We start from the raw sequence: 26,977 nt of genomic DNA on the forward strand, positions 1-26,977 counted from the left end.
GAGCTATGCCGTCGTAACACCAGCGGCGATGAGTTCGTCGGTCGCCTGTGCGGAATATCCCAACTCGTGCAAAATCTTTCGGCTGTGCTCGCCCAGCGCGGGCACGTCACCAATCACCGGATCGACGCCTGCCAGGCCCGCGGGCGGCGGCAGCGCGGCAGCCGGACCGCCGGGCGTCTGAATCTCGTGCCATCGATCCCGGCCGACGAGTACCGGATGTAGCCACAAGTGATCAACACCGTTCATGCGCGCGTGCGCCACGCCGGCGCTCTGCAGGCGCGCTTCGAGTTCTTCAGCGCTCAGCCGCGCCGCCACGGTGGTGATAATCGACTCCAACTCATCGCGGTGCGCTACCCGATCAGGGTTCGTAGCGAACCGCGGTTCGTCGACGAGATCTCTTCTTTCCAAGACGATTTCGCAGAACCTCAGCCATTCGGCTGAATTCTGCACGCCCAGCAACACGGTGCCGCCGTCGCCCGCGGTCACCGGGCCGTACGGGGCGATCGTCGGATGCCGCGCGCCGGTGCGTGGTGGCGCCTTTCCCCCGTAGCGGCCGTAGTAGAGGGGTTGGGACATCCATTCGACCAACGCGTCGAATAACGACACCGAGACCGGCCGCACCGCGCCGGTGGTGGCGCGGGTGTAAAGCGCGGTGAGGATTCCGGAGAAGGCGAACATGCCGGCGGCGATGTCGGCGATCGATACACCGGTGCGCGCCACCTCCGCCGGCGAACCGGTCACCGACAACAACCCGGCCTCGGCTTGTACCAAAAGGTCGTAGGCCTTGCGGTCGCGCCAAGGTCCGTCCTGTCCATAGCCGCTGATGGTCGCCGTGATGGTCCGTGGGTGCGCGCGCGCCACCGATTCGGTGTCCAAGCCCATCCGAGCCGCGGCACCCGGCGCCAGGTTTTGCACCAGCACGTCGGCGCCCTCGAGTAGACGCTCAACGATGCGTCTGCCCTCGGGCTGCTTGAGGTCGACAGTCAACGACTCTTTGCCACGATTGAGCCAGACGAAGTAGCTCGACTCCCCGTGCACTGTGCGGTCGTAGCCGCGGGCGAAATCGCCGCCCTGCGGACGCTCGACCTTGATTACCCGTGCGCCGAGGTCCGCCAGCTGTCGGGTGGCGTACGGCGCGGCGACCGCCTGCTCGAGGCTCACGACGGTTATGCCGGCCAGTGGCGCACTCGTCATGTCGCCGGCGAATTCCGGGCCGGCTGACCGGTCCAACCGCCTGCCTCGTATTCGGCTGTAATACCCGAACCGCGGACGCACACAGTGCAGCACCCCCGAGGATTAGATGACGGATACGTCAGAAAATCATATCAGGATGACCTCGTAGCCCCTGGATGCATTGCGCAGACAGAAAACACCATATGTATGCGGTGTCAGATTATGGCTAGGCTCATCAGGTGGTAGATAGCTGCCCGCAGGCACCGGCGGGTCCTCTGAATGGCATTAAGGTCGTCGAACTCGCGGGCATGGGACCCGGGCCACACGCCGCAATGTTGCTCGCCGACCTGGGTGCCGAAGTGACGCGGGTTCAGCGGCCCGGGGGTGGTGGTGGGGGCGCCCAGCTGCGTGGGCGCCGGATCGTTTTCGCCGATCTCAAAGACGCCGCCGAGCTCAACGGGGTGCGCCACCTCATCGACGATGCTGACGTTCTCATCGAGGGGTTCCGACCCGGCGTCGTCGAACGCCTCGGCCTCGGACCTGACGAATGCTGCCGTCGTAACCCGAGATTGGTTTACACCCGCATAACCGGATGGGGCCAGACCGGTCCCCGAGCTCGACAGGCCGGCCATGACATCAACTACGTCGGCCTCACCGGATTGCTTCACGCCATGGGTGACCCGGATCGTCCGCCGGCGCCACCCCTGAATCTGGTCGGCGACTACGGTGGTGGCTCGCTATTCGCGGTCGTGGGCGTCCTTGCCGCCTTGCTAGAGCGACACGCCTCGGGGCGAGGCCAGGTGATCGATGCCGCGATTGTCAACGGCGCACCGATGCTGGGCCACATCCTGTGGGCGATGCTCGGCGACGGCCGGTGGTCAGACGGGCGGGGTGACAACATCTTTGATGGCTCGGCGCCGTTCTACCGCACCTACGAATGCGCGGACGGTGGCTACGTCGCCGTGGGTGCGCTTGAACCGGCCTTCTTCGCCGAGTTGCTGCGGCTGCTGGAGATCGACCCGGACACTCTGGGCCCGCAACGGGAGCGTGCCGGCTGGCCCGCGATGCGGGATGCCCTGTCGGACAAATTCCGGGAGGAAACTCGGGACCACTGGGCGCGGGTTTTCTCGGATAGCGACGCATGCGTCACGCCGGTTCTGACCGCGACCGAGGCGATCGACGATCCGCATATGCGGGCACGCAACGTGTTCGTCGACATCGATGGGATCCGTCAACCGGCGTCCGCGCCGCGCTTCTCCCGAACCCCGGCCGCGCAACCGCGGCCCGCGCGCGTGGCGCCTCGATCACGCTGACGCAGCGACGGCCATCCCGGTGATCCATTCCGGCACAGGCTCATAGACCATCGGGGTTACCGGCCGCCCACCGCCCGCGGCGCCCGCGGCAAGCCAGGTCCTGACCTCGTTGGCGCCCGCGCCCGCACGGGTGTGGGCGGTGTCGACGAGCCGAATCAGCGAAGCGACGTCCCAGTTCGACATGGCGTCCAACACTTCGGCGTCCCAATCGGGACGGATCTTGGTGCGCGCTGCCGCCATACCCTCGGCGATGATCCGAGCCCGGTCTTCGTCGCTGAGGTCGTAGGTATCGACCTCCAGACTCGGCGGGGAATGTGACAACCCTCCGGTCCCGATCACCAGCACCCGCTCGGCGATCCCGTCGAGGAACCGGCCAACTTCCGCGCCGAACTCGGCCACTCGACGGCCAGTCGGAAGCGGAGCCGTGGCACAGTTCACCGGCAGCGGGATGACCGGCTTGACCGCCAAGTCGCCGAGCAGATCCCGAACGGGCTGGGCGAACGCGTGATCCAGTCCGATGTCACGACATGCCGCGACGTCGAACCCGGCCGACAGCAGGTGTTCGCACAGTCGGCGTGCCACCGCGGACGGGACATCAAGGTTGCCGGCCGGGTGGCCGCCTTCGGCCAGAATCGATGCGGACAACGCGACCCCGAAGGCGGGTACCACGTGTCGAAACGCGCGGCGGTGGTCACCGCCGAACACGATCACCACGTCGGGATCGAAGTGTTGCGCGCGTTCGGCCGCCGACGTCAGTGCCGAGCGGAACCTGCGACCGAAGGCGCGTTCGACATCGCGCTCCTTACCCGGGCTGTGGCTTGCACAGACAACCAGCCGCTCTGGCGTCACGTCCATCACCTCCGCTAGAAGTGACACTAATGTTAGATCAGTCGCCGGCCGACCACGGCATCACACCGTAATGACGATGCCTTGCGTCAACGCCACGATGACGCCGAGGATCACGATGAACGCCACGCATGCCGCGACAAGCCGGACGGTTTCTCGCTGCAGCGCGGCATTGGTCTGCGGAGGAAGAAAGAATTCAGCGGGCAGCTTGTTCATGCGTTCGCTTGCCACCACGACTCCTTTCGGATCACGGAATGTAGGGGCTGTCGGCGCCGGTCACGGTGCGCAACACCACCAGCGGAATGATCAGGAACACAAAGAAGGTGACCTGGAAGATGATGAACCAGGCGCCCAGTCGCAAGATTTCGAAGCGCCACCGCGGAATCGCCACGTCGTAGTTGAGGTAGTCGTCGAATTCTTGCTGCTTGGTCGAGACCAATTGCTTGGTGGCAACGGCTGTCCCGCCGCGACTTTCGGTGTCGGCAGCCGGATGCAATGCGGTCCGCGGGACGGTGAAGCGATCTAACCGGCAGAATCGCTCAATATGGTTGAGGCCGCGAATCGGCGGTTTACCGGCCCAATAGGCGATCAGGTTGGGCCATATGCACATGATGCCGATGGTCCAGAGCAGTGTGATGCGACCGCCGTTGCCCCACTCCAGAACCGGCCCCATGCCGGGATCGTAGGTCCACCATCCCATCGCCGTGGCGGTGCCCTCGACGGCGAAGTCCCAGATGTAGTTGACTGGAATCGCAAGCACCAACATGGATTTGAGCATGCTCCAGCCGAACCGTGCGGACACCCATTGACTCAGCCACAACACCAGAAGCGCGTGCACTCCCCAGTACACCGCGTAGGCGAACGGCATGAACAACGGATCGTTACGGGTCTTGATCGGTAGCCATTCGAGCAGATGGTGCTGGGCGAACGCCGGGCTGTAGAAGAGCATCTGGCCCCAGTCCCCGATGGTCTCCATCCAATACACCGCGAGGCTGTTGAACAGGAAAAGGAATCCCCAGGTCAGGCGCCGACGACGAATGACGTCGGCGATCGCCAGAACGATGAAGATGCTGCCGGCGATCGGTATCACCCAGTTGAAAAACCAGACGCCAGATGGGTTGAGGGTTGCCGGTGGTGCCAATTGTGATGTGGCGAAGAGCATCGTTGCCTCTCAGCTGGAGGGAGCGGACCCCATTCCGTTCAGCCGATCTTCTACATATGTAACCTAGTTGACTATATTTCGTTTGTCACCAGAATCTGTGATGGAGTGTGCCTCCGCTGTATGACGGCTTGAATGCTGCGGCATACCGGTTGCGGTCCGGCATCCGATGCCGGACATTGACACTATGACAGTGAACTGTCATCTTTGGTAGGTCGTGCCAAAGGAGCTACTAGTGACGGATCTGAAGTCCTCTAGCCGGGCAGAGCCATCGGCCATCGAGCCTCCGCAGATCAAGACGATTCGGCCGGTGCTGTTCTGGTCGAGCCTCGGCGCGGTGTGCGTAATAATCGCCGCCTACGTCTATATCTCGTGGATCGCGTCGGGCAATGCGACCCGGGTGAATCCCGGTCCCGACCCGATCCCCGCGGCCACCCACTGGGCGATGACCGCCTTCCAGATCGCCTGCCCCATACTGGCGATGGCTGCCATCGGCTACGTTATCCGCAAGAGCGTGCGCGAGCGTCAACTCTGCGTCGAAGCTGCCATCGTGATCGGATCGGCAATCGCATGGTGGCACGACCCGCTGATCAACTGGTTTCAGCCGGCGCTGTTCTATAACGCCGGCTTGCTCAATTTCGGCAACTGGACGCAGAACATCCCCGGCTGGCTCAGCCCCGACGGTCGATTGATGGCTGAGCCGGTGCTGATGATCGGAATGATCTATATCTGGATGCCGCTGGCCATGGGCTCGATCGCCCGGTGGACCATGGGACGGGCGCGGCACCGATGGCCGACGCTGGGGCCCGTCCGCACCTTCTGCACCGGTTGGCTTGCGGTGTATGTCATCGAGTTTCCGCTCGAGATCTTTGCGGTGCGCCACGGCCTGCTCGGCTATCCGGCGTCGATTCCCGGCGTCACGCTCTGGGCGGGTCAGACGATGCAGATACCGCTCTACGGCCCCATCCTGTGGTCGCTGGTGCTCAGCTCCAGCGGAGCGCTGATGTTCTTTCGCAACCGCGCCGGCCAGATCAGGGTGGAGGCGGGTGTGGAGACGCTGGGGTGGGCAGGGCCATGGGCCAGAGGACTGCTGAGGGTGCTCGCGGTCACCGGGTTTCTGCACGTGGTGGCGATCGGCGTGTACGACCTGCCGGTGAACTTCGCGGGCCTTTACGCGGGGCCGACCCAGACCTACCCGAGCTATCTGCGCACGCAGTACTGCGGACCGGACACCCCGCGGGCGTGCCCCGACGGCACCCGTTTCGACGATCGCTAGCTCGCCCTACTTCAGTACCGCGGGCAGGGCGGCGAACTCCTGGCGGATCAGGTCGTCGAGTGAACGGCCTGGCGTCGAAAGCCACTGATTGAGGGCGCGCTCGACGAGCAGCATGCCAACGGCCGCCAAGAGCCGGCATTCGCTGTCGGGGGCGGGCATCCGGCGTCGTTCGGCGATCACCTGAGCGACGGTCTCGGCGTTGGCCTCGTGGTTTTTGCGTTCGCGGCCCAGCAACACGAGCGACGACGCGACGGCGTCGTGATACTGCGCGATCCGTTTACGGATGCGCTTGAGTCCTGGTGCAAGCAACGCGAATGAATTCGCCAACGCCTCGAAGTCTGATGCCTCCTCCGGTTGAGCGAGGTAGACCCCGCTCACGGCGTCGATGAAGTCGTACTCGCCGAAGAAAAGCACCGACTCTTTGGTTGGGAAGTAGCGGAAGAAGGTCCTCGGCGAAACGCCCACGCTCTCGGCGATCTGGTCCGTGGTGGTCTCGTCGTAACCGTTGGTGCTGAACAGGTTCAGGGCCGCGTTCAGCAGCGCATTGCGGACCCGGTCCGCATGCGCGTCCCGCGGTGATCGGTCGCCCCGGGCCATCCGCCATCCCCTTTCCCGTCTGGGTGTCCCGACAGTACAACGACTCCGGGTGCCGGCACATCGTTGACACTCGTGGTGATACCGACGATACTTCCCAATATATGACAGTGCACTGTCATAGTGTTACTTGAGCGCCAGCCGGCGCGGGTAGGGAGGATCTCGTCTCAATGACCGAGCTTGGCATCACCGGAACGCTGAACATCAACGATCTGCCCTTCGCGGAGGACCGCACGCGCGCTTGGCGGGAGCTGCGGGAGGCCGGCGAGGCGGTGAGTTCTGGCGAGGAGGTCGTGCTCACCAGTGCCGAGGCCGTCGAGTTCGCGGCCAAGAAACCTGAGATCTTCTCGTCGGCACGGGCTTTCGACCGGCTGGGAAGTCCGGTTCCGTTGGTACCGATCGCGATCGATCCGCCAGATCACACCCGCTTCCGCCGAATGCTTGACCCGTTCTTCGGCCCGAAGAAAATGGCCGAGCGTGAGCCCGAACTACGCAGGCAGGCGGGCGAGTTGATCGATGCCATTGTCGCGAGCGGTGAGTGCGACGTGGTACCCGATCTCGCGACACCTTTTCCCTCCCAGGTGTTTTTGACACTGTTCGGGCTGCCCATGGCCGACCGCGACCGGCTGGTGAAGTGGAAGGACGCGATCTTGCAGTTCACCGATCCGAGTAGCACCGAAGCGACCCCGGAGGTGATGGCTCATGCGCTGGAACTGTTCAGCTATTTGACCGAGCACATCGCCGAGCGGCGCGCCGATGCAACCGGCAACGACATGCTGACCCAGTTGATCCAAGACACCGACGAGGGCGGAATGTCGGACAACGAGATCCTGGGCCTGTGCTTCATGTTCGTGCTGGCCGGGCTCGACACCGTCACCTCCGCCGTCGGGTTCTCCTTGGCCAGGCTGGCGGCCGACGACGACATGCGCCGGCGTGTTGCGCATGACTTCACGCTCATACCGGCGTTTATCGAAGAAATCTTGCGCGTCGACGGTCCTGTTCCGTTTGCGCCACGTGTCACCACGGAGGGGGTCGAAGTGGCGGGCAGGTTCGTGCCCAAGGACACCACGGTCATGCTCAGTTATGGCAGCGCCGACCGCGATCCGCGTCGATACCAGGATGCCGACCAGATTCATCTCGACAGCAAGGTCGTGCACTTCGCATTCGGGCGTGGACCGCACCGGTGTCTGGGTTCACATCTGGCGCGTCTCGAACTACGGCTCATCCTCGAGGAGTGGCACTCACGCATTCCCGAATACACTCTGGCGCTGGGCAAGCCGCCACAGATGCCCTGGCCGACCGGGACGATGTCGCTGCAATCGGTGCCGCTGAACATCAAGCCGTCGTCGAGGGGTCAATAGATCTCGCGGCTGTCGCGGAACGCTCATCCGACCTTGGGGATGATTTCCTCGGCTACCCACTGCATGTGGTCGAGGTAGGCGCTGAGCCCGTCCAGCGCTGGTGGGTTAACCCACGTGTCCGTGACGCCGCGCTCGGCCAGCATGTTGCAGTTGTCGATGACCTGCTGGGCGCTTTGGCCGAACTGCGCATTCGGGTCGTCGACGATGGCGTGTTCCTGACCGACGGACAACACCGCCAGGCTGTAGAACACCGAAAACGGCCGGTCGTCGAACCCGGGCTGCGAGCGTAGGTAATCCAATTTGGCCGGCAGCTCGTCGGGCTTGGTGAGCCATGGCGCCCAGCCATCTCCGAACCGGGCCGCCCGGCGCAGTACCGCGTCGGCGTCTCCGCCCATCCACACCGTCGGGTGCGGTGTGGAGATCGGCTTGGGCCCGAACGCGACGTCGTCGAACTTGACGAATTCACCGTCGTAACTTGGCGAATCGCTATGCCACAACTCGAACATCGCCTCGAGATATTCGTCTGCCATGCGGCCGCGCTTGGTGAACGGGACACCGATCGCGTCGTACTCCTCTTTAAGCCAGCCGACACCGACGGTGGTCTGAGCGCGACCGCCACTGAGCCAGTCGAACGTTGCGATCTGCTTCGCGGCGATGATCGGATTGTGCAGCGGCAGAATGGTGACCATCGAGCCGACGGTGATCGTCGAGGTGGCGCCTGCGACGAAGGCCTGGGCAGTGGTGGCGTCGAAGTAATGATCCCCGGACAACTCGAGATGAGCCGTCGGGGTGAGGAAGTGCTCTGGCAGAAATACCATCGAATAACCCAGCTGCTCGGCGTGTTGGGCGACTCGCGCAATGTCGGCACCGGAGAGCTGATGTTCCCAGGGCTGCGTGATGGCGGCGACGTGCATGCAATTGGGCAGGTAAACCGTGAATCTCATCTGGCGCCTTCCGATTTCGTGGTCCGGGGGCGGAGCGCCGACTGAATGGTTCTCGCGCACCCGACCGTGGCCCGCCCATTATGGCAGTCTACTGACAAACGTCAAGGTTCCGGCGGCCGACCCAGCCGGTTCGGCGCCCGGTCAGGTCACGCCATCGGCGAGCCATGAGTCTGACGTTGACTGTGACAGTCGACTGTCATATTGTGGGTCCAATCCCTGGTTGTTGCGAAAGGCGTGTCACGTGGCTCCGAACCTGTTTATAGCGCTCACCAACCCGATCGAGGGTGAAGATGATGCCTTCAACAAGTGGTATGACGCTCAGCATGTACCGGAGGTGCTCGACGTTCCGGGAGTGGTTGCGGCGCAGCGTTACGACATCACCGAACTGAAGGTGCCCGACGACGAGGATCTGCCGGCCCAGCTCCCGCCGCCGACCCACCGTTACATGGTGATCTACGAGCTGGACAACGAGCCCGATGTCGTCATGGCGGAATTTCTAAAACGTGTCATGGCCGGAACCCTCACACTAGGGGAGTGGCTTGATCTGACCACGGTGTCGCTCACGGGATGGACGCCGCGCGGCGAACGCGTGCAGGCGGACCGCTAGTGGGCGAGCTGCTCGCCGGTATTCGCGCCCAGCGGGCGTGTCGGCGATTCGACCCGGACGGCAAAGTACCCGATTCCGACGTCGAGCAGATGTTGGCGGCCAGCGTGCACGCGCCGAGCGCGGAGAATTCTCAGCCCTGGACGTTCATCGTGGTTCGCGACGAGGGCAACCGTGCACTTCTCGCGTCTTGGTGGACGGAGACGTGGAATGCCGGCGGCGGCGACTTCGTCAAGCAAAGCGTCGAAGACAAGGTGCTGGTCGCCGACCTCGAATTCGGTTTCAGCAAAGGCGGCTTCGCCGCGGCGCCGGTTGTCATAGTGGTGTGCGCCGACACGGACCGCGTGCCGGAGATCTATGCACCGTCGTCGATCTACCCCGCCGTGCAGAACATGCTGCTTGCCGCTGCCGACCTGGGATATGGCTCGTGTCTGACCACCGGTCTGACTACCTTTGGTGTCGATCGTGTGCGGGAACTGCTGCAGCTGCCGCAGAACCTGATACCGATGGCCGCGGTCTACGTGGGCCTGCCCGCACGCAAGCTTTCACCACCGCGCCGCCGCCCGGCGACGTCGGTGACCTACCGCGAGGCTTTCGGTAACCCGTGGTGACCAGAACGGAGAGCTGCCAATGCCATTGGCGATAACCGAAGATCATCGCGCGCTCGCCGAAGTCGCGGCCGCGATGGTGGCCGGGCGCGCGGGCACCGTGCGTGCCCGCCGGATCCTGCTCGACCGCGAAAAGAGCGGTGCGTGGTGGTCGACCGATGGGCTCTGGAAAGAGATGGTCTCCACCGGGTGGCTTGGGCTGCACATCGACGAAAGATTCGGCGGTCAGGGTTACGGACTGCCTGAACTGACGATTGTGTTGGAGCAGCTCGGTCGCGCCGCGGTGGGTGGGCCATTTCTTCCCACGGTCGCGGTGTCCGCGGTGATCTCCGAAGTAGGGACCGACGAGCAGCGTGAGCGGTGGTTGCCGCGCCTGGTATCCGGTGACGTGGTCGCGGGTATCGGCACGAACAGCGATGTCGCCGTTCGTGATTCGACGGTCTCAGCGGCTGCGGTGCCCGCCCTGGCCGAAGCGGCCGCCGACCTTTTCTTGCTTCCTTCCGGCGACGACCTCGTCCTGGTGCAGGCCGGTGACGGGGTCAGCATCCGAACCATTGACTCAGTGGATCAGCTGCTCGCACCGGTGATCGTGGCCAGCCTGGACTCCGTTCACGTCGCCGAGGTTTTCCCCGGCGCAGCCGGGGTAGCGGTGCGGATCCTTCGTCTGCTGGCCGCGGCCGAAGCCGTCGGCGGTTTGGGCGCCTGCACCGAGATGGCCACGGCGTACGCCGTCGGCCGTGAGCAGTTCGGTAGGCCCATCGGCTCGTTCCAGGCGATCAAACATCACTGCGCGAACATGCTTGTCGACACCGAGCTCGCCACTGCCGCGACATGGGACGCCGCGCGCGCCGTCGGTGCGGAGGCCGAACTGGCCGCCACGATGGCCGCCGGACACGCGCTGACCGCCTATCAGCGGGTGTCGCTGCAGAACGTGCAAGTGCACGGCGGCATCGGCTATACGTGGGAGCACGACGCCCACCTCTACATCAGGCGGGCCACCGTCCTGCAGGCCTTCGCCGGTGATCAGGATGCACTGCGGGACAAGGTCATCGCGCTGCAGCTCAACGGCGTGCGCCGGCGTCAATCGGTGGACCTACCCGAGGGTGCCGAGCAATATCGGCAGGCCGCCCTGGATTTCCGTTCCGAACTCGAGGCGTCCGACGCCGTTGAGCGCCAACGGCTCTGGGCGCGTAGCGGCTATCTGCAACCGCACTGGCCCGCGCCGTACGGACGGGCCGCTGACAGCGTCGAGCAGTTGATCATCGAGGACGCACTGGATGGGTTGGACAAACCCAGCCTCGGACTCGGCGAATGGGTGGTTCCGACGCTCCTGCAGCACGGCAGCAAGGAGCAGGTAGACCGATTGATCTGGCCGAGCCTCGAGGGCGAGCTGCGGTGGTGCCAACTCTTTAGTGAGCCCGGCGCGGGCTCGGACGCGGCGGCAGTTGCCACCAAGGCCACGCGGGTCGCCGACGGCTGGGTGGTCAGCGGTCAAAAGGTATGGACCAGTGATGCGGTGAATTGCCAACGCGGGCTGGCCACCGTGCGCACCGATCCGAAAGCGCGTAAGCACAAGGGCATTACGGCGATGATCATTGACCTCTCCGATCCGGCGGTGCGGATCCGCCCGCTCACCGAGATCACCGGCGAGACGCTGTTCAACGAAGTCTTTTTCGACGACGTCTTCGTGCCCGATCGCGACGTGGTCGGCGCCGTGAACGACGGCTGGAGCGTGGCGATGGCGGCGTTCGGCAACGAACGGGTGTCGATCGGCGGTGGCTCTGTCACCATGACGGCCGAAGCTTTGATCGATCTGTTGGAGCGGCACCGACCCGGCGACAGTGGCGTTGCCCGCGAGGTCGGTGCATTGCTGATCGAGTCCTACACCTTGGCCACGCTGAACCTGCGGCAGGCTGCCCGCGCCGTCTTCGACGCCGGGGCCGGGATCGAAGGCAACATCGCCAAGCTGTTCGGGGCTGAGCATGCTCAGCGGGTGGCAGAGTTGGCGCTGCGGATTGCCGACCGGGCCATCCTGGTCGGTGAGGAACCCGAAGTTGTGCACGACTATCTGTTCAGCCGGTGCCTGACTATCGCTGGCGGTACGTCGGAAATCGTCAGAAACCTGATCGCGGAGCGCATTCTGGGCCTGCCCCGCGATCCGGCGCCTAAGTAGATCGGAGAGCCACATGACCTGTGCCGTCGTCGGGATCGGTCGTACCGAGTACTCCCGCAACTCCGGCCGCACCACCCGCGGGATGGCCGTGGCTGCCTGCCGCGATGCCATCGCTGATGCCGGCCTCACGCCGGCCGACGTCGACGGCATCTGCACCTTCATGGCCAACGACTCCGAGCAGCCGATCTTCGTCGGATGGGCGCTTGGCATCGACGAATTGGCTTGGGCCAACGCCATGTACGGCGGCGGCAATCTCGTGGCTGACCAAATCGCCACCGCCGCCGCGGTAATCGAGGCCGGCATGTGCAAGGCCGTGCTGGTGTACCGGTCACTGAACGGCCGCTCGGGCTACCGGTTCGGCCATATTGAGGGACCGATGCAGGTGCAGCACCACGACCAGTTCGACACGGCGTCCGGTTTCATGGTGCCGCCGCAGTGGTTCGCGATGTGGGCCCGTCGCCATCAGCATGAGTACGGTTCCACCAGCGAGGATTTGGGGCACATCGCGATCACTCAACGCAATCATGCGGGGCCTAACGAACACGCTCTGAGACGCGAACCGCTGACCATGGACGACTATCTGGCGGCGCGCTGGATCAACGAGCCGTTCCGGGTACTGGACTGCACTTCGGAGGTCGACGGCGCGGTAGCGGTGCTGATCGTCGGAGAGGACATCGCCCGCAACACCAAGCAGCCCCCGATGTGGCTGGTCGGATCGTCGAATTCACAGGGTGGTGCCGGCTGGAGCGAGTGGGACGATCCCACCGAGATGTACTCGCGCACAGCAGGACCGAAGATCTGGGAGAAGACGGGGCTTACCCCTGCCGACATGGATGTCGCCTGCATGTACGACTGCTTCACGTACACGGTGATGGCGACCATGGAGGGTTTCGGCTTCTGCGAGAAAGGCGAAGTGGGCAAGTTCTTCTCGACCGGACGCGCCACCTACGGCGGTGACGTGGTGGTCAACCCGCACGGGGGGCTGCTGTCCGAGGGCTATATTCACGGCCTCAACCACCACTACGAGGCAGCGCTGCAACTGCGCCACGCGGCTGGTGTGCGTCAGGTCGAGGGCGCTCAACTGGCACTGGTGACCGCGGGCGGCGGGCCCTTCGGTGGTGCGAACGTCTACAGCAAGGAGCACCCGTGACGAATCCTGCACTGGTAGCCCCAATTCCGGTACCCGACCCTGATTCGGCGCCGTATTGGGAGGGTCTGAAGAACGGTAAGTTGATGTTGTGTCGCTGCGACGACACCGGGAAATGGATCCATCCGCCGTTGGAACGCAGCCGGTACACCGGTGGTCCCGTGCACTTCGAGGAAGTCAGCGGTGACGGCACGATCTTCAGCTACATCGTCGTCCGGCAGGCCCTGGTTCCCGGCCGTACGCCTCCCTATGTCGTCGGGCTGGTTGAACTTGCGGAGCAGCCGGGCTTGCGGATCAACGCCGTCATCGACGTCGATCCCGCCGACGTCCGAATCGGACAAGACGTTGAGCTACGCATCGTCGATCTCGGCGAAAGTGGTTATCGCATACCAGAATTCGTCATCAAGTAAAGGCTGGGAGTGGCAGATGGGCAGAATGGACGGTCGAGTCGCCTTCATCACCGGAGCTGGCAAGGGCCAGGGACGGTCGCACGCTGTCCGGTTAGCCGAGGAAGGTGCCGATATCGTTGGTGTCGATATCTGTCGCCAACTCGACGGCGTGCTGTATGCGATGGCCACGCCGGAAGACCTCGACGAGACCGTCAACTTGGTGGAGAAGACCGGTCAGCGGATGATCGCCCGTCAGGCTGATGTCCGCGACCGCAAAACACTACAGGCCGCTTTCGACGATGGCGTCGCAGAATTCGGCTACATAGATACGGTGGTGGCTAACGCGGGGATCGTATTGAACCGGGTCGACGAGCCTGATCCCGAGGCGGCGTGGGAACTCGGCATCGGCGTGCTGCTCACCGGTGTGTGGAACACCCTGCAGATCGCAAGCGCCCACATGATGAAGTCCGATCGCGGCGGTGCCATAGTCGCCACCAGCTCGATGGCTGGTCTGAAGGCACTGACTGACGGCAGCGGCGGCGCGGATGCGTACGCCGCGGCTAAAATCGGCGTCACTGGACTGGTAAGGGCCTACGCACAGCGTATGGCAGCCAAAAATATCCGTGTCATGGCGATCGCACCGACCGGTGTCAACACCGCCATGATCGTGGAGAATCCGGCGCTGTTCGAGGTGATCGCCCAGAATGAGCATCTCGCTAAGGCGATGACTAACGCCCTACCGGTGACGGTGATCGAACCGTCTGATGTCTCGGAGACGGTGTTGTTCCTCGTCTCGGACAGTGGCCGGTATTACACGGGCACAACGCTAATGCTCGACGCCGGCATGAACATGACCTGACGGCTGCTGCCGCACGGAGTCAGCTCAACACCGTGCCGGTGCCCAGGTCGTAATAGGCCTCCGCGAAGCGGCCAAGCACCGCGCCCACGACCTCGACCGAATACATCTGGTCGGGCGCGATCGCCCACATGCAGAAGCCCCAGGCCGGGCTCTGGCGATACGCGGTCCACATGGACTCGCGGTCGGGTAGCGAGGTGACGCCGGCGTCGAGCAGCCGGCCGCGATAGTTGTCCAGCAACTCGCGCTCGTGGGCCCGCCGAAGCTCCGGGGATAGCGCGGCGATCAACGCATAGCCGACGTCGTGTGACCACGAGCCGCGCCGAATCAGCTGCCAGTCGAGGAGACCCATTCGGCCGTCGGGCAGCACATACGTGTTGCGTGGGTGTGGATCCCCGTGCAGCACCGTGACCGGCTCGCGGGCCACCCGGTCCTGGAGTCTCCAGAAAGCGGCCTCCATACCGTCCATGTCAGTGCCGGCAGCATCGAGCAGCGCCTTCTTGTACGGGGCATCAACGAGAGCGCGGATTATCGCGAACCCGTTTGTCGCGCAGAAAGTGTGCGAACCCGCCGGTGACGGGGTCCTGTAACCAAGACAGGTCGCCGCCGTTCGCCAGCCGTCGGCTGCCCCAGAACGGAGCGTGCAGTTGGCTCAACGTTGCGAGCAGCGCGTCGGCCTGCTCGACAGTAAGGCCGGCTACCGCATCGGGGACCTGCGCGCCGCGCAGTGTGATGTCCTCTCCGAGGATCAGGAACTGCGACGGGCCGTCGAGGTGGTCGGCGAAGTAGGTCGTCATGGTCTCGACGCTCAGGTCTGGGCGCAGGTCGCGGTAGAACCTCGTCTCGTCGTCGTACAACACGGTCCCGCCGCCGCCTTCGGACAGCGACTCATCGAACGCCTCCGGCAGGTCGTGCACAGTTCCCAATTGCGTTTTGATGAAGAGCCGCTGTGGAAGTCGGGTTTGCGGATCGGCGTAGGCCACGTCGAGGTGCAGGTGCGAGGTAGTGCCCTGCCAGGTGTGCCCAATCGTGACGCGGGTGACCGTCGCCTCGGGATCGTGTCGGCGTAACAGCGACGTCAGAATCGCAGGCGTGATGTCCTCGGCGGACTGAAGCGTGACGTGCAGGGCTTGTCCGGTCATCACAATCCTCATCTGTGAGATTCAACAATGACAGTCGACTGTCACGTTATCACCGGACCCAAGGCATGAACTGGTTTTGGGACCCTTTGGATGGACCGGCTTACTACCTCGTCTTGACCGGCCGGAACAGCGGCACCCACACCCGGCTGTCCTCTTCGCCCGAGAGCGCGGTCCAGTCTTCAAAGAACACCTCGACGGCCATCCCGACGCTGATCGCCTCCGGGGCAACGTCGACCACATTCGAAATCAACCGGGTATCGGGTTCCTCGGCAAGCTCCACCATCGCCACGATGTAGGGCGGTTCGAAACCAGGAATCCAGTTCTGGCGGTTCACCGTATATGCCGCGACTGTTGCCCGGCCGGAGACGGGTTCTGGTGCAACGTCGGTGCTGCGACAGCGCCAGCAGGCCGGGCCCGGCGGGTGAAAGAAGTGGCCGCAGCCGTGGCAGCGGGTGATCAGTAATTCGCCGTTGCGACCACCGGTCCAGAACGCAAGCGACTCGGCGGTAGGGCTGGGCGCCAATCGCAACTGGGGACGTTGGTAGTTCATGATCCGACCAACGATCGACCGATCACCAGCCGCTGAATCTGGTTGGTGCCCTCGAAGATCTGGGTGATCTTGGCTTCGCGCATGTAGCGCTCGACACGGTAATCCCTGGTGTAGCCGTAGCCGCCGAACACTTGCACGGCGTCGGTGGTGACCTTCATGGCGGCATCGGTGGCGATCAGCTTCGCCACGGAAGCGTTGCGCGAGTACGGCAGTCCTGCGTCGCGGCGCCGCGCCGCGTCCAGGTACGTGGCACGCGCGGAGTCGACCGCGGCAGCCATGTCCGCCAGCAGGAAAGCCAGGCCCTGATGGTCAATGATCTTGCGACCGAACGTCGTTCGTTGCTGAGCGTAGGAAACGGCCTCGTCGAGGGCTGCCTGCGCCAGTCCGACGGCTACCGCGGCGATGCCCAGGCGTCCGGAATCCAATGCACTGAAGGCGATCTGCAGGCCCTGCCCTTCGGCGCCGATCCTGCGTTGGGCAGACACGAGCGCATTGTCATAGTGCGCCGTGGTGGTCGGAATGGCGTGCAAGCCCATCTTCTCCTCGGGTTTGCCGAACGTGAGTCCTTCGGTGTCTTTATCGACCAAAAAGCACGAAATACCTTGTCCACCTTCACCAGTGCGGGCGAATAGGCTGTAGAAATCGGCTATGCCGCCGTGGGTGATCCAGGCCTTGGCGCCGTTGACGCGGTAACCACCGTCGGTCGCGGTGGCCTTGCAGGTCAGGGCGGCGGCATCGGAACCGGCCTGCGGCTCGGACAAGCTGTAGGCGCCAATCGTGTGACCACCCAGCATGGTCGGCAGCCACTCCTGCTGCTGTTCGTCGGTGCCGAACGCGATCAACGGATGGCAGGACAGGACGTGGACGCTGACTGCTACGGCGACTGCCGCCCACCGAGCCGCCAACTCCTCGAGAACCTGTAGGTACACCTCGTACGGTTGCCCGCCACCGCCCCACTGCTCCGGGTGCGGCAGTGTCAGCAGCCCGGTCTCACCCAGGGTGGCAAAAACTCCCTCGGGATAGGTCTCGTTCTTCTCATGCTCATCGACGATCGGATCAAGCACCTTGTCCGCGACATCGGCCGCCAGTCGAACCAGTTCGCGTGCTTCGGGTGTCGGCAGCAGTCGGTCAACGGTCATGGATGGCTGTCCTGCCACTCGCAACCGGTCAATTCGGCAGAGATGTCCCAGAGTCGTCGCGCGCTGTCCGCGTCGCGGGCCTTGTGTCTGAGTGTGGTGGGCTTTGGTTTTCCCCACTGGTGCATCAGGCCGCGCGGCGCGATGTAGGTGCCGTTGGGCAGCGTCGTGGTGATCGCCTGAATGGTCGAGCGGGCACCGTCGGCCGGGCTCTGCGCGATATGTGGCGAGAGCACTCGGCCTGCCCACTGCAACACGCCCGAACCGTTGCGGGTGATCCCGGTGTCGGTCATGCCGGGATCGGAGGCGTAGGCGGTCTTGCCGCGGGCGACCAGTTCGCGCACGAACAACAGGTTCGCCAGCTTGGACTCCCCGTACGCCGACCACGGGTTGTAGCGGCGATGGTGGTAGTTGAGGTCGTCGAAGTGCATACGGGCGGTGTTGTAGTTGGTGCTGGCCACCAGCACGACCCGGTCGCGGATCCGGTCGCCGAGCAGGCACGTCAACGCGAAATGGCCTAGGTGATTGATGCCCATGTGAGCCTCGAAGCCGTCGGCTGTCCGAGTCAGTGGCAAGCCCAACACACCGGCGTTGTTCACCAGCACGTCGACGTAGTCGACGGTGTCGGCGAACTTGCGCACGCTGGTGAGGTCGGCCAGATCCAGCTCGCGCACCGTGACGTCGCCGGGCATCGACGCTGCGGCTTGGTGCGCCTTCGTCAAGGAGCGGCAGGCGATGACCACTTCGTGGCCGGCAGCGGCCATTGCGTGCGCGGTCGCCTTCCCGACGCCACTGTTTCCACCGGTGACGATAATGCGCACGGTGCGACGGCCTCCTTCGTACAGTCCACACAAACAGTAAACTATTTATCGCTTTGGTGAAACGGTGAGGAGAGATGTTGAGAGATACCCACCCGACCAGTCCGGTTCAATCACTCGGATGACGTGGCTCGAGCGGATTTGCGCAGTCCACGAACGCAGTGAACGCGTGGCGGTCATCGGCGAAGTGGGCTCTGTAAGTGGACGCGAACTGATCGGTAAGGCGGTCGCGGCCGCGGACCTGCTCTGCGACCTCAACGTGCCGGCAGGTCAACCGATCCCCGCGTTGCTCACCACCAATGCCTGCGCGCTTGCCCTGCTGTTGGGCGGCGCCGCCGCCAACAGACCGCTCGCTTTACTTGGGCCGCGGCAGACTCCGACAGAGCTGGCCGCAATGGTGCGTCGGAGCGGCTCGCCAGTCCTGCTCGTTGAGGCCGAGTTCGCCGGGGCTGCCCGGCAGGTCGCCGACGCGGTTGGGATACGGGCGGTGACAATACCTTTCCTGCCGGTGTCGGATCGGTCGTTGCATCCGGAACCAGGTCCCACGGCGATCTACCTGCACACTGCGGGAACGACCGGATTCCCGAAGGCCGTTCCACTCACTGAGCGAGTGCTCGACGCTCGCGCTACGCTTTTGCGTCGCCTGATCGAGATTGACCCCGACGACCGCTACGCCACCGGCTCACCGCTGCATCACATTGGGGGACTGGGCAACGTCCTGGTGGCGCTCACGGCCGGGGCGGCGGTTATCTGTACCAACAGATTCTCCTTCGATTGGTGGCACAGCCTGAAGCAACTCGGTGCCACCCACTGTCTACTCGTTCCGACCATGATCGAGATGCTGCTCGGCAAGGGGCTACTCGACGCGGTTCCGCTGAAGACATTGATCTACGGTGCCTCGCCGATCACCGTCGACACGTTGCGACGCGTTCTTGACGTGTTGCCCGACGTCGCGATGGTCAGCCTCTACGGCCAAACCGAGGGCAGTCCGATCACCAGCTTGGGCCCAGCGGACCACCGGTTGGCCGCGGTTAAGGATCGCGACATTCTGTCTACCGTCGGCCGGCCGGTGGACGGCCTTCGCCTGCAGATCGACGAGCCGGACCCGGCAGGAATCGGCGAAGTGTTCGCCGCCGCGGCCCACCTTTCCGGCCAGGCGGCCGACGGATGGCTGCGCACCGGTGATCTGGGTGTGGTGGATGCCGACGGTTATCTCCGCCTCTGCGGTCGTCGGCACGACATGGTGGTTCGCGGTGGAGAGAACGTTTATCCGCTGGAAGTCGAGAATGTGCTCAGCGCCCACCCCGGGGTTGCCGCCGTCGGCGTCGTGGGCGTGCCAGAGACGCGACTCGGAGAAACCCTGGCCGCGTTCATAGTTCCTACAGATTTGGTGCATCCGCCACGGCCCGAGGAGCTAGGGTCTTTCGCCCGGGTCAAGCTCGCCGGTTTCAAGATTCCACAGTATTGGTATTCGGTCACCGAGCTGCCGCTGAACAGTGCAGGCAAAGTCGTTCGCGCCACACTTCGGGCGGCACATCTTGAGCGTCAGCACGGCGCGTCAACTTGAGTTATCTGCACACGCCGGACCAGGAGGCGGGGGCGTCGCGCTCCCGAGGATCTGGCGTAGGCGCAACTGTCGGAGCCCTACCCGTTGGCCCATCTCACCGATGGGAATCCCGATCAGGGTCGGCCAGGGCGTGGTCTGCCTGTACTTCTATGGTGACGCACCTGGACCTTATCCGTTATATAGTTTAACGTCTGGATCTATGCCCACTGCCGTGCGAAGCCGATCAGCTCAACGGGTGGACCAAGGTGCACTTTTGGACCCAATTGTGGCGATGCAGGCCACACGTTCGAGCCGCCAACCATGAAGCGTTGGAAATCGCTGGCTGCTTTGATCGCCGGCGCAGTTGCCATCGCCGGGCTCCTGTTGTCGTCACCACCGCGTGTACATGCCGCTCCGGCGCCCGAGGTCGAGTACGTGTACGACGTGGTGGTGCGGCGGCATTACGGATTTCCTGACAATGACGCGCTGGGCTATGGCCACGGAATTTGCGACAAAGTCGGCCGGGGCGAGGGCTACGGGCAAGTCATGGGTGAGGTCAAGAGTGACGTCACCCCCAACGATGAGTTCGCGGCTAATTACCTAGTCTCCTATGCGGTTAACTTGCTTTGCCCTGAGCTGATATGGCAGCTGCGGAACTCAGCCGCTGGCTACCAACCTCCGGGCGGAGCATCCGCGCCCGGTACCTATTACTGAGGCAACCTTTTTGTACTCACTCAGGGCCTGACTACCCGCACTCGATGTTACGACAAGCGATGGCTCGCAGGCAGCCACCGGGTCTGCTGCACGATCAGGTCTACATGTCACCTATCCGTGCAGCAGACCCGTGTTCTGCACCAAGGATATTGGCGTCTGCGACTGAAGAATCGCGTGTGTCCACTAGACTGGCTGGTGTGCGGGTCACATTAGACCGGGGTCGATCGCGAGCGCCTTCCAGCACTTAGGTCATTATCGGCGAGCCTGCGTTACCCTGACCACTTATCTTCTAGATAGATCGTCATTGAATCCTCTTGTCTGCGAGAGGATGTCCCGTGTTCAGTGGAACTTCGGTGGCGCTCAGTGAGCATCGGCGGTTACTCCTGGCGGGTCCGGTCGTCGGCGTAAAGCCCTGACGGCAATCGTTCGTCGTCAGGCAGCGCGTCGCCGGTTTTCACCGTGATGTGCTTGGACAGTAGCCAGCGCCCATTTTCACGACGAAGGTGATCGTGATAGCGCCCTACAAACGACATCTCGGCGGGGCCCTCTTCAGGTACCAGCGACACGATCACATCGCTCCAGGCTCTGGCATCGTTTCCATAGATCTCGATTACCGGTGCGTACACGAAATGTTTGATCCTGTGCGGGATCTTCGGTTGCGTCCCGGGCAGTCCCTCGATGATCTCTTTGCGCCCCCGAAACGTGTTTCCACCCCACGGCAGCACACCATCCGGGCAAAATAACGCCGCAAGTTCGGGCCATCGACGCTCATCGAGTAGCTGAGCGTGCAACGCGATAACGCGTCTGATCGCTTCGTAGTCGTTCACGACCATCCTCTCTGAAGGCGCACAAGCACCGATTTAGCCGACTAGGGCTGGCCCAGCAACAACTCGAAGATATCCCGAGCTCCGTGGAACTTCGGTGGCGGTCCGGTGAGCACCAGGTTGCGCCTGTTGACGACGGTTGAAGACCCGGCCAGTTGCGACGGTTGAAAAGTAGGCCACCCGATCAGATTGGATGGGGTGATCTCTTGGAAGACTGGGCCTTGATCAGGCATCTTCACCGCAGCGAGGGTTTGTCGCAGCGGGCTATCGCACGACAACTTGGCATCGCGCGTGACACCGTGGCGGCCGCGGTGGCCAGCCATGGTCCGCCGAAGTACGAGCAGGATTCCCGACCCGCAAATCGTTGGGGGACATCAACTTCGATCATCAACCCGCACTCAACCGGGACATGGTCGCTCATCTGGGTACAGGGGCGTTCCTGGGCAAGGCCCGCAACGTGGTGCTGCTCGGCCCGCCGGGCACTGGCAAGACCCACCTCGCGATCGGGTTGGCGATCAAGGCCGCACAGGCCGGGCACCGAATCGCGTTCGCCACCGCGGTGGACTGGGTCGCCCGGCTCAAAGGCCGCCCACAACGCCGGGCGACTACCGGCCGAGCTGGCCAAGCTGCGCCGCATCGGGCTGCTCGTCGTCGACGAGGTCGGCTACATCCCCTTCGAACAGGACGCCGCGAACCTGTTCTTCCAACTGGTCTCCCGCCGCTTCGAGCACGCCTCGCTGATCTTGACCTCCAACCTGCCCTTCGCCCGCTGGGGTGATGTGTTCGGAGATCAAGTGGTAGCCGCGGCCATGATCGACCGCATCGTCCACCACGCCGACGTCCTGACCCTCAAAAGCTCCAGCTGCCGCCTCAAAGACACCGGAATCGACACCTTGCCCTCCGCCAGAGCCGACAACACGGCACAATAACCACGACCACGTGGCCTACTTTTTCACCGTCGCTCCTGGCCTAGTTTTCGACCGTCGTCAACAGCGCCCACCTCGTCATCGTGCACGACAACTCCAGGTTCGGAGATCTCACGTTCCGGCGCGGCAGGAAGCGTCGGTCGGTGCGGGTGCACACTTTTCGACCGGAATCACCTGCTCACTTTTCGACCGGAACCGACAGACCGGCACCCGTCGTCCGCCCAGCGCCTTGACCGCGCTACTGGAAGCGGCTGAAGAAGCTGCTCGAGGGCGCATTGATTAAGGTGTCGGGCGGTGGCCAGTCGAAACTAGATACCGTCTCGGTGCGCGACATGCTCGCGGCGTCTGATCGCTGGCGAGCGCGACGCCCGACGACTCGCTGACTACCCAGTGCCCGGATGCGGATCAAACACGGCGCCTTGATTGGCACCCTCTGAGCGCGCGGATCGACACCTTCAACACTGGCGAGGATGACCAACTGGGCGCCCTCACCAATGTGGCAGCCGAAGCGGCGACTCCACTGCCAGCGGGGCCGGCGGCGGGCCAGGCCAGATCGTCGTCGACGACACCATCGCCGCCCGGCCGAGCGCCAAAGTCCTGCGGGCCTTCGCGCAGCGCGCTACGCTGCGCCAGGTTGTTGGAGTGCGGGTCGATACTGTCGTGGCCGCCTCGGCACTGCCAACCCGAGACGGAGATCGAGGATCGTTACCTGCCCCTATACCTGGAGCGTAGAGGCCGGTTGGATGATTACCTGCAGCGAATGCCATCTGGGCCCATGGGTTCGCCACCGGCGCGTGGACGCGCTGCCGCGCTGCGGATATGTGGAGGTGATCGTGAATGGCTACCAGTGGAGATGACGTCGACCGGATGCAGGCGGCGATCCTGGCGGCCATGATGGACCACGACACGTCAGCCTTGAGCACTCGTGATGATGACTTGTCCCGCATCAGCGTCGCGGCCCTGGTCGCTGACGACGCCCTCGGGCGAACAGTGTCTTCGCGTGACGACATCCGCATAAGGGGCGACGGCGTGACCGGGGTGTCGGGCGGGTGTTCGAAGTTGCCTGCGTGATGGCCGGATTTCAACGCCTGGCCACCGCGGTCGGGGTAGCCCAACAGGGCGATAAAGCGCTCGGACACCAACTCGACGCCGATATACGCCGCCGCACCGACCTGCTGCTGAGGTCCCCACCCGGCGCCGGATCGATCATTTTGACCCTCACCCCCGCGACCTCACCGATCGCCGAAACCGGCCACGACGGCGGAAAGGTCGGCATGTTCGCCGAACTCTCGAAACTGAAGGCCAGTTGCTCGACACCGCAACCGGTACGGCGATCGATGTGTTCAGCGCCGCCAACGACATCGGACCCAGCCCGCACCATTGGGCTTTGTGCAACAGCTCACCGAGATGGGCCGCGTACTGCCTCAGCCCTACGCGATCTGTCCAAAACGCTGGACCGCGCCCGCTGCGACATCGAAATCGACTGGCAGCAACCATCGCGCGCCATCCACCGCGTCATGGTGTCGTCAACTGCAGCCGCCCACGTCGCCGCCACTGTCGAAACGCCGACTTCGATGAACAACCCGTACACATCTTCGGCGAATACCGCGCTATCAACGCCGTCTCGTGGCTCATCCAGCAAGACGACGGCGACACCATCACCGGCAAACTCGGAGAAATGGGATGGATGAAGCCGCCGGCCTCGCCGTCGGCGACCGCGTCGGTATCGAGGCTCATGAATATCGAAAACATCCGCGGCGGCAGTATCAAACCGCCTACACCGCCCAGCCGTCCACGGCTCGGCGACCGACATTGAGTCTAAGTTAGCCAGGAGGCTTTATCCTCCCGGCGAGCCGGTGGTCCAATCGCTTTAGCAAATGACAGAGGAGAGCAAATGGCTGTTGACCGCCAGCGATCCAATAGTGCTGTGCAGAAGATTCTGACAGGCACTATGAAGGCGCTTAACCGAAAGGGCACCCAGAAGCTCTCGGTGAGTGACATTTGCGCGGCGTCACAGGTAGCGCGTGGCACTTTCTATCGTTATTTCGACAGCAAAGACGACGTTTTGAGGCACCTGGGACGCCACTTCGAGGAGGGCGCCGCAGAGGCGTTCGCAAAAGCTATCGCGGCTACTCCCGATCCTTCATCGCGGGTCAAAGTCGTTATGGATACTCTGACCGGCTATAACGCCGCCGGAGCGGATCTGACTCGGATGTTTGACGTAGCACCAGAGTTCACGTTGTCGTTAATCCGTGACATATTCCCGAACTTGATTGACTTGGTCGTCGAAGCGCTTGGTCCGGCCACCCACGAGTCACCGCTGGTGATGAGTGGAGCATTGACGGAACGCCAACTTGCAGATCTCTTTCTGCGCAGTGTGATATCGACTTTGCTCCTGCCCGGAAGCCAGCAGGATGAGGTTCCCGCGGTCGTGACGGCGCTGTTCGCCGCGAGCCCAAACAGCACTGAGGCAAGGCCGGCAGCGGCGACCTCTACCTGATCGGAGGACTCGGCGAGGCCGCCCGGCAGTCCCGTACCGGCACTTCGTCGAATGGTGAGTAGGCAGGGCCAAGGCACCCGGCGAAGCCGGGTCATGCGGTATCTGTTTGAGATGCGGATCACGCGGCGGTGTCGGTAACGACTGCTTTGCCGTCGCGGATGACGAGATGCTGACAGGTGTGGCTGTGGTGGTGCGCGAGCCACGTAGTTGCCTAACTGTGTGTGCTCACCGCCTTCGGCCACGCGAGTCGCCTGATGCTCGAAAGAATTCGGTTAGGCCCCCTGCGGTGTCTGGTCAACGGTGACGGCCTTGACGGTGTGGTGCTCGCGTTTGATCTCCAGCGCGATGTCGATGAGCTGGTCTTCCTGGCCGCCGATGAGTTTGCGCTGGCCCGCCCGGTGCAGCAGCTGGTGGGCCGGCACACCGTAGCGCTCGGACTGGCGGATGGCGTGCTTGAGGAAGCTCGAATACACGCCGGAGTAGCCCATGATCAGGGCGTTGCGGTCGAGCAGGCACTCGGCGGGCATGGCGGGGGCGACCACCTCTTCGGCGGCGTCGGCGATGTCGAAGAAGTCGATCCCGGTCTTGACGCCGATCTTGTCGAACACCCCGATCAGGGCTTCGACGGGCGCGTTGCCGGCCCCGGCGCCGAACCGGCGGCAGGAGCCGTCGATCTGCTTGGCGCCCGCCCGGACGGCCTCGACGCTGTTGGCGACGCCGAGCCCGAGGTTCTCGTGGCCGTGGAAGCCGACCTGGGCGTCGTCGCCGAGCTCGGCGACCAGCGCGGCGACCCGGTCACGCACGCCCTCGAGGACCAGCGCCCCGGCCGAATCGACCACGTAGACGCACTGGCAGCCCGCGTCGGCCATGATGCGGGCCTGGGCGGCCAGCTTCTCGGGGGTGATGGTGTGGCTCATCATCAGGAACCCGACGGTCTCCAGGCCCAGTTCGCGGGCCAGCCCGAAGTGCTGGATCGACACGTCGGCCTCGGTGCAGTGCGTGGCGATCCGGCAGATCTCCCCGCCGTTGTTCTGGGCCTCTTTGATGTCCTCCTTGGTGCCCACACCGGGCAGCATCAGAAAGGCGATCTTGGCTTCTTTGGCCGTGTCGGCGGCCAGCTTGATCAGCTCCTGCTCGGGTGTCTTGGAGAACCCGTAGTTGAAGCTCGAGCCGCCCAGGCCGTCGCCGTGGGTGACCTCGATGACGGGCACCCCCGCGGCATCCAGGGCGGCCACGATGGCGCCGACCTCGTCGGTGGTGAACTGGTGACGTTTGTGGTGGGAGCCGTCCCGCAACGACGTGTCGGTCATCCGGACGTCCCAGATCGGGTTGAAGAAGATGTCAGAAGTCATAGCGCCGCTCCTCCTCATCGCTTCGCTCTGCATCGTCGACGGCGCGGCTCATGATTGCGCTCCTCCGGCCGTCGCGCTCAAGGACTCCTTGGCGATCTCCTCGCCGACTTTGGTGGCCGCGGCGGTCATGATGTCGAGATTTCCAGCGTAAGGCGGCAGATAGTCGCCCGCACCCTCCACTTCGACGAACGTGGTGACCAGTGCCTGGCCCCCGGAGTGGATCGACGGGTCATCGAACTGGGGCTCGTTGAGCAGCCGGTAACCCGGCACGTAGGTCGCCACCTCGGCCACCACGTCGTGAATCGACTTGGCGATCGCGTCCCGGTCGGCGTCCTCCGGGATGGCGCAGAAGATGGTGTCGCGCATGATCATCGGCGGGTCCGCCGGATTCAAGATGATGATCGCCTTGCCACGCTTGGCGCCGCCGATGGTCTCCACACCCCGGCTGGTGGTCTTGGTGAACTCGTCGATGTTGGCGCGGGTGCCGGGGCCGGCCGACAGCGAGGCGACCGAGGCGACGATCTCGGCGTACGGCACGCCGCCGAGGTCGGCGACGGCGCGCGACACCGCGTAGACGATCGGGATGGTGGCCTGCCCGCCGCAGGTGATCATGTTGACGTTCGGCGCGTCCAGGTGCGCGCGCAGGTTGGCCGGCGGGATCACCGCGGGGCCCACCGCGGCCGGGGTCAGGTCGATGGCCCGGATGCCGGCGGCCTCGTACTTGGGGGCCGCGTCGCGGTGCACGTAGGCGCTGGTCGCCTCGAACACCAGGTCGGGCTTCTCGGACTGGGCCAACAGCCAGTCCACACCCTCGTGGGTGGTCTCCAGACCCAGCTTGCGGGCCCGGGCCAAACCCTCGCTCTCCGGGTCAATGCCGACCATCCAGCGCGGTTCCAGCCAGTCCGAACGCAGCAGTTTGTAAAGCAGGTCAGTGCTGATGTTCCCCGACCCGACAATGGCGATGGACGACTTAGACGGCATATGTGCTCCTCATAATGGCGTGCAGCGTTTGAAAAGAATTGGTTC

General features: G+C 63.9%; 26 protein-coding genes and 2 pseudogenes. 15 read left to right on the forward strand and 13 right to left on the reverse strand.

The window, feature by feature from the left end:
• Nucleotides 1-3: 3 nt before the first annotated feature.
• Entirely contained in the window at nucleotides 4-1,194 is a 1,191-nt protein-coding gene (locus U8D42_RS28210) for a CaiB/BaiF CoA transferase family protein (RefSeq protein ID WP_033722671.1), read from the reverse strand.
• Between the two features lie 287 nt (nucleotides 1,195-1,481).
• Between U8D42_RS28210 and U8D42_RS28215 the strand changes: the two genes are divergently transcribed.
• Nucleotides 1,482-2,486: a CaiB/BaiF CoA transferase family protein gene (locus U8D42_RS28215; protein WP_196233644.1), complete on the forward strand. Its 1,005-nt coding sequence runs from the start codon at nucleotides 1,482-1,484 to the stop codon at nucleotides 2,484-2,486.
• Here the strand turns inward: U8D42_RS28215 and U8D42_RS28220 are convergent.
• Genes U8D42_RS28220 through U8D42_RS28230 form a run of 3 tightly spaced genes read right to left on the reverse strand, consistent with a single transcriptional unit; the run spans nucleotide 2,478 to nucleotide 4,494 of the window.
• The gene (locus U8D42_RS28220; protein ID WP_009953872.1) at nucleotides 2,478-3,341 is read right to left on the reverse strand and encodes a 3-carboxyethylcatechol 2,3-dioxygenase; all 864 of its coding nucleotides are present in this window, start codon (nucleotides 3,339-3,341) and stop codon (nucleotides 2,478-2,480) included. The genes U8D42_RS28215 and U8D42_RS28220 overlap by 9 nt on opposite strands.
• Nucleotides 3,342-3,395: 54 nt before the next feature.
• Nucleotides 3,396-3,563: a DUF7156 family protein gene (locus U8D42_RS28225; RefSeq protein WP_155254932.1), complete on the reverse strand. Its 168-nt coding sequence runs from the start codon at nucleotides 3,561-3,563 to the stop codon at nucleotides 3,396-3,398.
• Nucleotides 3,564-3,579: 16 nt separating this feature from the next.
• Entirely contained in the window at nucleotides 3,580-4,494 is a 915-nt protein-coding gene (locus U8D42_RS28230) for a spirocyclase AveC family protein (protein WP_014382043.1), read from the reverse strand.
• A 232-nt stretch (nucleotides 4,495-4,726) separates the two neighbouring features.
• On the opposite strand from U8D42_RS28230, the gene U8D42_RS28235 reads away from it, so the two are divergent.
• Entirely contained in the window at nucleotides 4,727-5,767 is a 1,041-nt protein-coding gene (locus tag U8D42_RS28235; RefSeq protein WP_011724954.1) for a spirocyclase AveC family protein, read from the forward strand.
• 6 nt (nucleotides 5,768-5,773) lie between these two features.
• Here the strand turns inward: U8D42_RS28235 and U8D42_RS28240 are convergent, their stop codons facing one another.
• On the reverse strand, nucleotides 5,774-6,364 hold the full coding sequence (locus U8D42_RS28240) for a TetR family transcriptional regulator (protein WP_011724955.1): 591 nt from the start codon (nucleotides 6,362-6,364) through the stop codon (nucleotides 5,774-5,776).
• A gap of 167 nt (nucleotides 6,365-6,531) precedes the next feature.
• Here U8D42_RS28240 and U8D42_RS28245 point away from each other — a divergent pair, with 167 nt between their 5' ends.
• On the forward strand, nucleotides 6,532-7,722 hold the full coding sequence (locus U8D42_RS28245; protein ID WP_011724956.1) for a cytochrome P450: 1,191 nt from the start codon (nucleotides 6,532-6,534) through the stop codon (nucleotides 7,720-7,722).
• A gap of 23 nt (nucleotides 7,723-7,745) precedes the next feature.
• On the opposite strand, the gene U8D42_RS28250 is transcribed toward U8D42_RS28245, so the two are convergent.
• Nucleotides 7,746-8,666 carry a TIGR03619 family F420-dependent LLM class oxidoreductase gene (locus U8D42_RS28250; RefSeq protein ID WP_011724957.1) on the reverse strand — a complete coding sequence of 307 codons (921 nt, stop codon included), beginning with the start codon at nucleotides 8,664-8,666 and terminating at the stop codon, nucleotides 7,746-7,748.
• 241 nt (nucleotides 8,667-8,907) lie between these two features.
• Between U8D42_RS28250 and U8D42_RS28255 the strand changes: the two genes are divergently transcribed.
• Genes U8D42_RS28255 through U8D42_RS28280 form a run of 6 tightly spaced genes read left to right on the forward strand, consistent with a single transcriptional unit; the run spans nucleotide 8,908 to nucleotide 14,446 of the window.
• Entirely contained in the window at nucleotides 8,908-9,273 is a 366-nt protein-coding gene (locus U8D42_RS28255) for a DUF4286 family protein (RefSeq protein WP_009953881.1), read from the forward strand.
• The gene (locus tag U8D42_RS28260; RefSeq protein WP_047322056.1) at nucleotides 9,273-9,881 is read left to right on the forward strand and encodes a nitroreductase family protein; all 609 of its coding nucleotides are present in this window, start codon (nucleotides 9,273-9,275) and stop codon (nucleotides 9,879-9,881) included. Before U8D42_RS28255 ends, U8D42_RS28260 begins: the two co-directional genes overlap by 1 nt.
• Before the next feature lie 19 nt (nucleotides 9,882-9,900).
• Nucleotides 9,901-12,051, forward strand: coding sequence for an acyl-CoA dehydrogenase (locus tag U8D42_RS28265; RefSeq protein WP_011724959.1), 2,151 nt, complete (start codon nucleotides 9,901-9,903; stop codon nucleotides 12,049-12,051).
• Between the two features lie 13 nt (nucleotides 12,052-12,064).
• The gene (locus tag U8D42_RS28270; protein WP_009953884.1) at nucleotides 12,065-13,201 is read left to right on the forward strand and encodes a thiolase C-terminal domain-containing protein; all 1,137 of its coding nucleotides are present in this window, start codon (nucleotides 12,065-12,067) and stop codon (nucleotides 13,199-13,201) included.
• Nucleotides 13,198-13,608 carry a Zn-ribbon domain-containing OB-fold protein gene (locus U8D42_RS28275; protein ID WP_033722650.1) on the forward strand — a complete coding sequence of 137 codons (411 nt, stop codon included), beginning with the start codon at nucleotides 13,198-13,200 and terminating at the stop codon, nucleotides 13,606-13,608. Before U8D42_RS28270 ends, U8D42_RS28275 begins: the two co-directional genes overlap by 4 nt.
• Nucleotides 13,609-13,624: 16 nt before the next feature.
• Nucleotides 13,625-14,446 carry a mycofactocin-coupled SDR family oxidoreductase gene (locus U8D42_RS28280; RefSeq protein WP_011724961.1) on the forward strand — a complete coding sequence of 274 codons (822 nt, stop codon included), beginning with the start codon at nucleotides 13,625-13,627 and terminating at the stop codon, nucleotides 14,444-14,446.
• 19 nt (nucleotides 14,447-14,465) lie between these two features.
• Here the strand turns inward: U8D42_RS28280 and U8D42_RS28285 are convergent.
• From U8D42_RS28285 to U8D42_RS28300, 4 genes and pseudogenes are all read right to left on the reverse strand, one after another.
• Nucleotides 14,466-15,585: pseudogene (locus tag U8D42_RS28285) on the reverse strand (phosphotransferase).
• Between the two features lie 103 nt (nucleotides 15,586-15,688).
• The gene (locus U8D42_RS28290; protein ID WP_020188798.1) at nucleotides 15,689-16,135 is read right to left on the reverse strand and encodes a Zn-ribbon domain-containing OB-fold protein; all 447 of its coding nucleotides are present in this window, start codon (nucleotides 16,133-16,135) and stop codon (nucleotides 15,689-15,691) included.
• Complete coding sequence (locus tag U8D42_RS28295; protein ID WP_009953890.1) at nucleotides 16,132-17,274, reverse strand: acyl-CoA dehydrogenase family protein; 1,143 nt, start codon at nucleotides 17,272-17,274, stop codon at nucleotides 16,132-16,134. Before U8D42_RS28295 ends, U8D42_RS28290 begins: the two co-directional genes overlap by 4 nt.
• Nucleotides 17,271-18,092 carry an SDR family NAD(P)-dependent oxidoreductase gene (locus tag U8D42_RS28300; RefSeq protein WP_009953891.1) on the reverse strand — a complete coding sequence of 274 codons (822 nt, stop codon included), beginning with the start codon at nucleotides 18,090-18,092 and terminating at the stop codon, nucleotides 17,271-17,273. Before U8D42_RS28300 ends, U8D42_RS28295 begins: the two co-directional genes overlap by 4 nt.
• Before the next feature lie 118 nt (nucleotides 18,093-18,210).
• Between U8D42_RS28300 and U8D42_RS28305 the strand changes: the two genes are divergently transcribed.
• Both U8D42_RS28305 and U8D42_RS28310 read left to right on the forward strand, forming a co-directional pair.
• The gene (locus U8D42_RS28305; protein WP_009953892.1) at nucleotides 18,211-19,656 is read left to right on the forward strand and encodes a class I adenylate-forming enzyme family protein; all 1,446 of its coding nucleotides are present in this window, start codon (nucleotides 18,211-18,213) and stop codon (nucleotides 19,654-19,656) included.
• 300 nt (nucleotides 19,657-19,956) lie between these two features.
• The gene (locus tag U8D42_RS28310; protein WP_020415599.1) at nucleotides 19,957-20,349 is read left to right on the forward strand and encodes a DUF732 domain-containing protein; all 393 of its coding nucleotides are present in this window, start codon (nucleotides 19,957-19,959) and stop codon (nucleotides 20,347-20,349) included.
• A gap of 377 nt (nucleotides 20,350-20,726) precedes the next feature.
• Here the strand turns inward: U8D42_RS28310 and U8D42_RS28315 are convergent, their stop codons facing one another.
• Nucleotides 20,727-21,182, reverse strand: a complete 456-nt coding sequence (locus U8D42_RS28315; RefSeq protein ID WP_009953895.1) for a nuclear transport factor 2 family protein — start codon at nucleotides 21,180-21,182, stop codon at nucleotides 20,727-20,729.
• A gap of 331 nt (nucleotides 21,183-21,513) precedes the next feature.
• Here U8D42_RS28315 and istB point away from each other — a divergent pair.
• From istB to U8D42_RS28335, 4 genes and pseudogenes are all read left to right on the forward strand, one after another.
• A pseudogene (gene istB / locus U8D42_RS28320) lies at nucleotides 21,514-22,102 on the forward strand (IS21-like element helper ATPase IstB); the annotation flags it as partial.
• A gap of 834 nt (nucleotides 22,103-22,936) precedes the next feature.
• Nucleotides 22,937-23,170 (forward strand): hypothetical protein, encoded by a 234-nt coding sequence (locus U8D42_RS28325; RefSeq protein ID WP_014379546.1) that lies wholly within the window; start codon nucleotides 22,937-22,939, stop codon nucleotides 23,168-23,170.
• Nucleotides 23,149-23,790 (forward strand): hypothetical protein, encoded by a 642-nt coding sequence (locus tag U8D42_RS28330; RefSeq protein ID WP_014379547.1) that lies wholly within the window; start codon nucleotides 23,149-23,151, stop codon nucleotides 23,788-23,790. The genes U8D42_RS28325 and U8D42_RS28330 overlap by 22 nt, the downstream gene beginning before the upstream one ends.
• A 203-nt stretch (nucleotides 23,791-23,993) precedes the next feature.
• On the forward strand, nucleotides 23,994-24,599 hold the full coding sequence (locus tag U8D42_RS28335) for a TetR/AcrR family transcriptional regulator (RefSeq protein ID WP_225323321.1): 606 nt from the start codon (nucleotides 23,994-23,996) through the stop codon (nucleotides 24,597-24,599).
• 272 nt (nucleotides 24,600-24,871) lie between these two features.
• Here U8D42_RS28335 and dmpG read toward each other — a convergent pair whose 3' ends face one another.
• Together dmpG and U8D42_RS28345 are read right to left on the reverse strand one after the other, a co-directional pair.
• Complete coding sequence (gene dmpG / locus U8D42_RS28340) at nucleotides 24,872-25,951, reverse strand: 4-hydroxy-2-oxovalerate aldolase (RefSeq protein WP_009953902.1); 1,080 nt, start codon at nucleotides 25,949-25,951, stop codon at nucleotides 24,872-24,874.
• A gap of 48 nt (nucleotides 25,952-25,999) precedes the next feature.
• On the reverse strand, nucleotides 26,000-26,932 hold the full coding sequence (locus U8D42_RS28345) for an acetaldehyde dehydrogenase (acetylating) (RefSeq protein WP_009953903.1): 933 nt from the start codon (nucleotides 26,930-26,932) through the stop codon (nucleotides 26,000-26,002).
• Between the last annotated feature and the right edge of the window lie 45 nt (nucleotides 26,933-26,977).

Origin of the sequence: Mycobacterium europaeum, assembly GCF_034555895.2 — a bacterium.
GTDB classification, from domain to species: Bacteria; Actinomycetota; Actinomycetes; order Mycobacteriales; family Mycobacteriaceae; genus Mycobacterium; species Mycobacterium europaeum.

Excerpts from the sequence above, each read along its gene's own strand:
- U8D42_RS28210 (WP_033722671.1), bottom strand. The coding sequence starts at position 1,194 with ATGACGAGTGCGCCACTGGCCGGCATAACCGTCGTGAGCCTCGAGCAG.
- U8D42_RS28215 (WP_196233644.1), top strand. The coding sequence starts at position 1,482 with ATGGGACCCGGGCCACACGCCGCAATGTTGCTCGCCGACCTGGGTGCC.
- U8D42_RS28220 (WP_009953872.1), bottom strand. The coding sequence starts at position 3,341 with ATGGACGTGACGCCAGAGCGGCTGGTTGTCTGTGCAAGCCACAGCCCG.
- U8D42_RS28230 (WP_014382043.1), bottom strand. The coding sequence starts at position 4,494 with ATGCTCTTCGCCACATCACAATTGGCACCACCGGCAACCCTCAACCCA.
- U8D42_RS28240 (WP_011724955.1), bottom strand. The coding sequence starts at position 6,364 with ATGGCCCGGGGCGACCGATCACCGCGGGACGCGCATGCGGACCGGGTC.
- U8D42_RS28245 (WP_011724956.1), top strand. The coding sequence starts at position 6,532 with ATGACCGAGCTTGGCATCACCGGAACGCTGAACATCAACGATCTGCCC.
- U8D42_RS28250 (WP_011724957.1), bottom strand. The coding sequence starts at position 8,666 with ATGAGATTCACGGTTTACCTGCCCAATTGCATGCACGTCGCCGCCATC.
- U8D42_RS28265 (WP_011724959.1), top strand. The coding sequence starts at position 9,901 with ATGCCATTGGCGATAACCGAAGATCATCGCGCGCTCGCCGAAGTCGCG.
- U8D42_RS28270 (WP_009953884.1), top strand. The coding sequence starts at position 12,065 with ATGACCTGTGCCGTCGTCGGGATCGGTCGTACCGAGTACTCCCGCAAC.
- U8D42_RS28280 (WP_011724961.1), top strand. The coding sequence starts at position 13,625 with ATGGGCAGAATGGACGGTCGAGTCGCCTTCATCACCGGAGCTGGCAAG.
- U8D42_RS28290 (WP_020188798.1), bottom strand. The coding sequence starts at position 16,135 with ATGAACTACCAACGTCCCCAGTTGCGATTGGCGCCCAGCCCTACCGCC.
- U8D42_RS28295 (WP_009953890.1), bottom strand. The coding sequence starts at position 17,274 with ATGACCGTTGACCGACTGCTGCCGACACCCGAAGCACGCGAACTGGTT.
- U8D42_RS28305 (WP_009953892.1), top strand. The coding sequence starts at position 18,211 with ATGACGTGGCTCGAGCGGATTTGCGCAGTCCACGAACGCAGTGAACGC.
- U8D42_RS28310 (WP_020415599.1), top strand. The coding sequence starts at position 19,957 with ATGAAGCGTTGGAAATCGCTGGCTGCTTTGATCGCCGGCGCAGTTGCC.
- U8D42_RS28315 (WP_009953895.1), bottom strand. The coding sequence starts at position 21,182 with ATGGTCGTGAACGACTACGAAGCGATCAGACGCGTTATCGCGTTGCAC.
- U8D42_RS28325 (WP_014379546.1), top strand. The coding sequence starts at position 22,937 with ATGGCTACCAGTGGAGATGACGTCGACCGGATGCAGGCGGCGATCCTG.
- U8D42_RS28335 (WP_225323321.1), top strand. The coding sequence starts at position 23,994 with ATGGCTGTTGACCGCCAGCGATCCAATAGTGCTGTGCAGAAGATTCTG.
- dmpG (WP_009953902.1), bottom strand. The coding sequence starts at position 25,951 with ATGACTTCTGACATCTTCTTCAACCCGATCTGGGACGTCCGGATGACC.
- U8D42_RS28345 (WP_009953903.1), bottom strand. The coding sequence starts at position 26,932 with ATGCCGTCTAAGTCGTCCATCGCCATTGTCGGGTCGGGGAACATCAGC.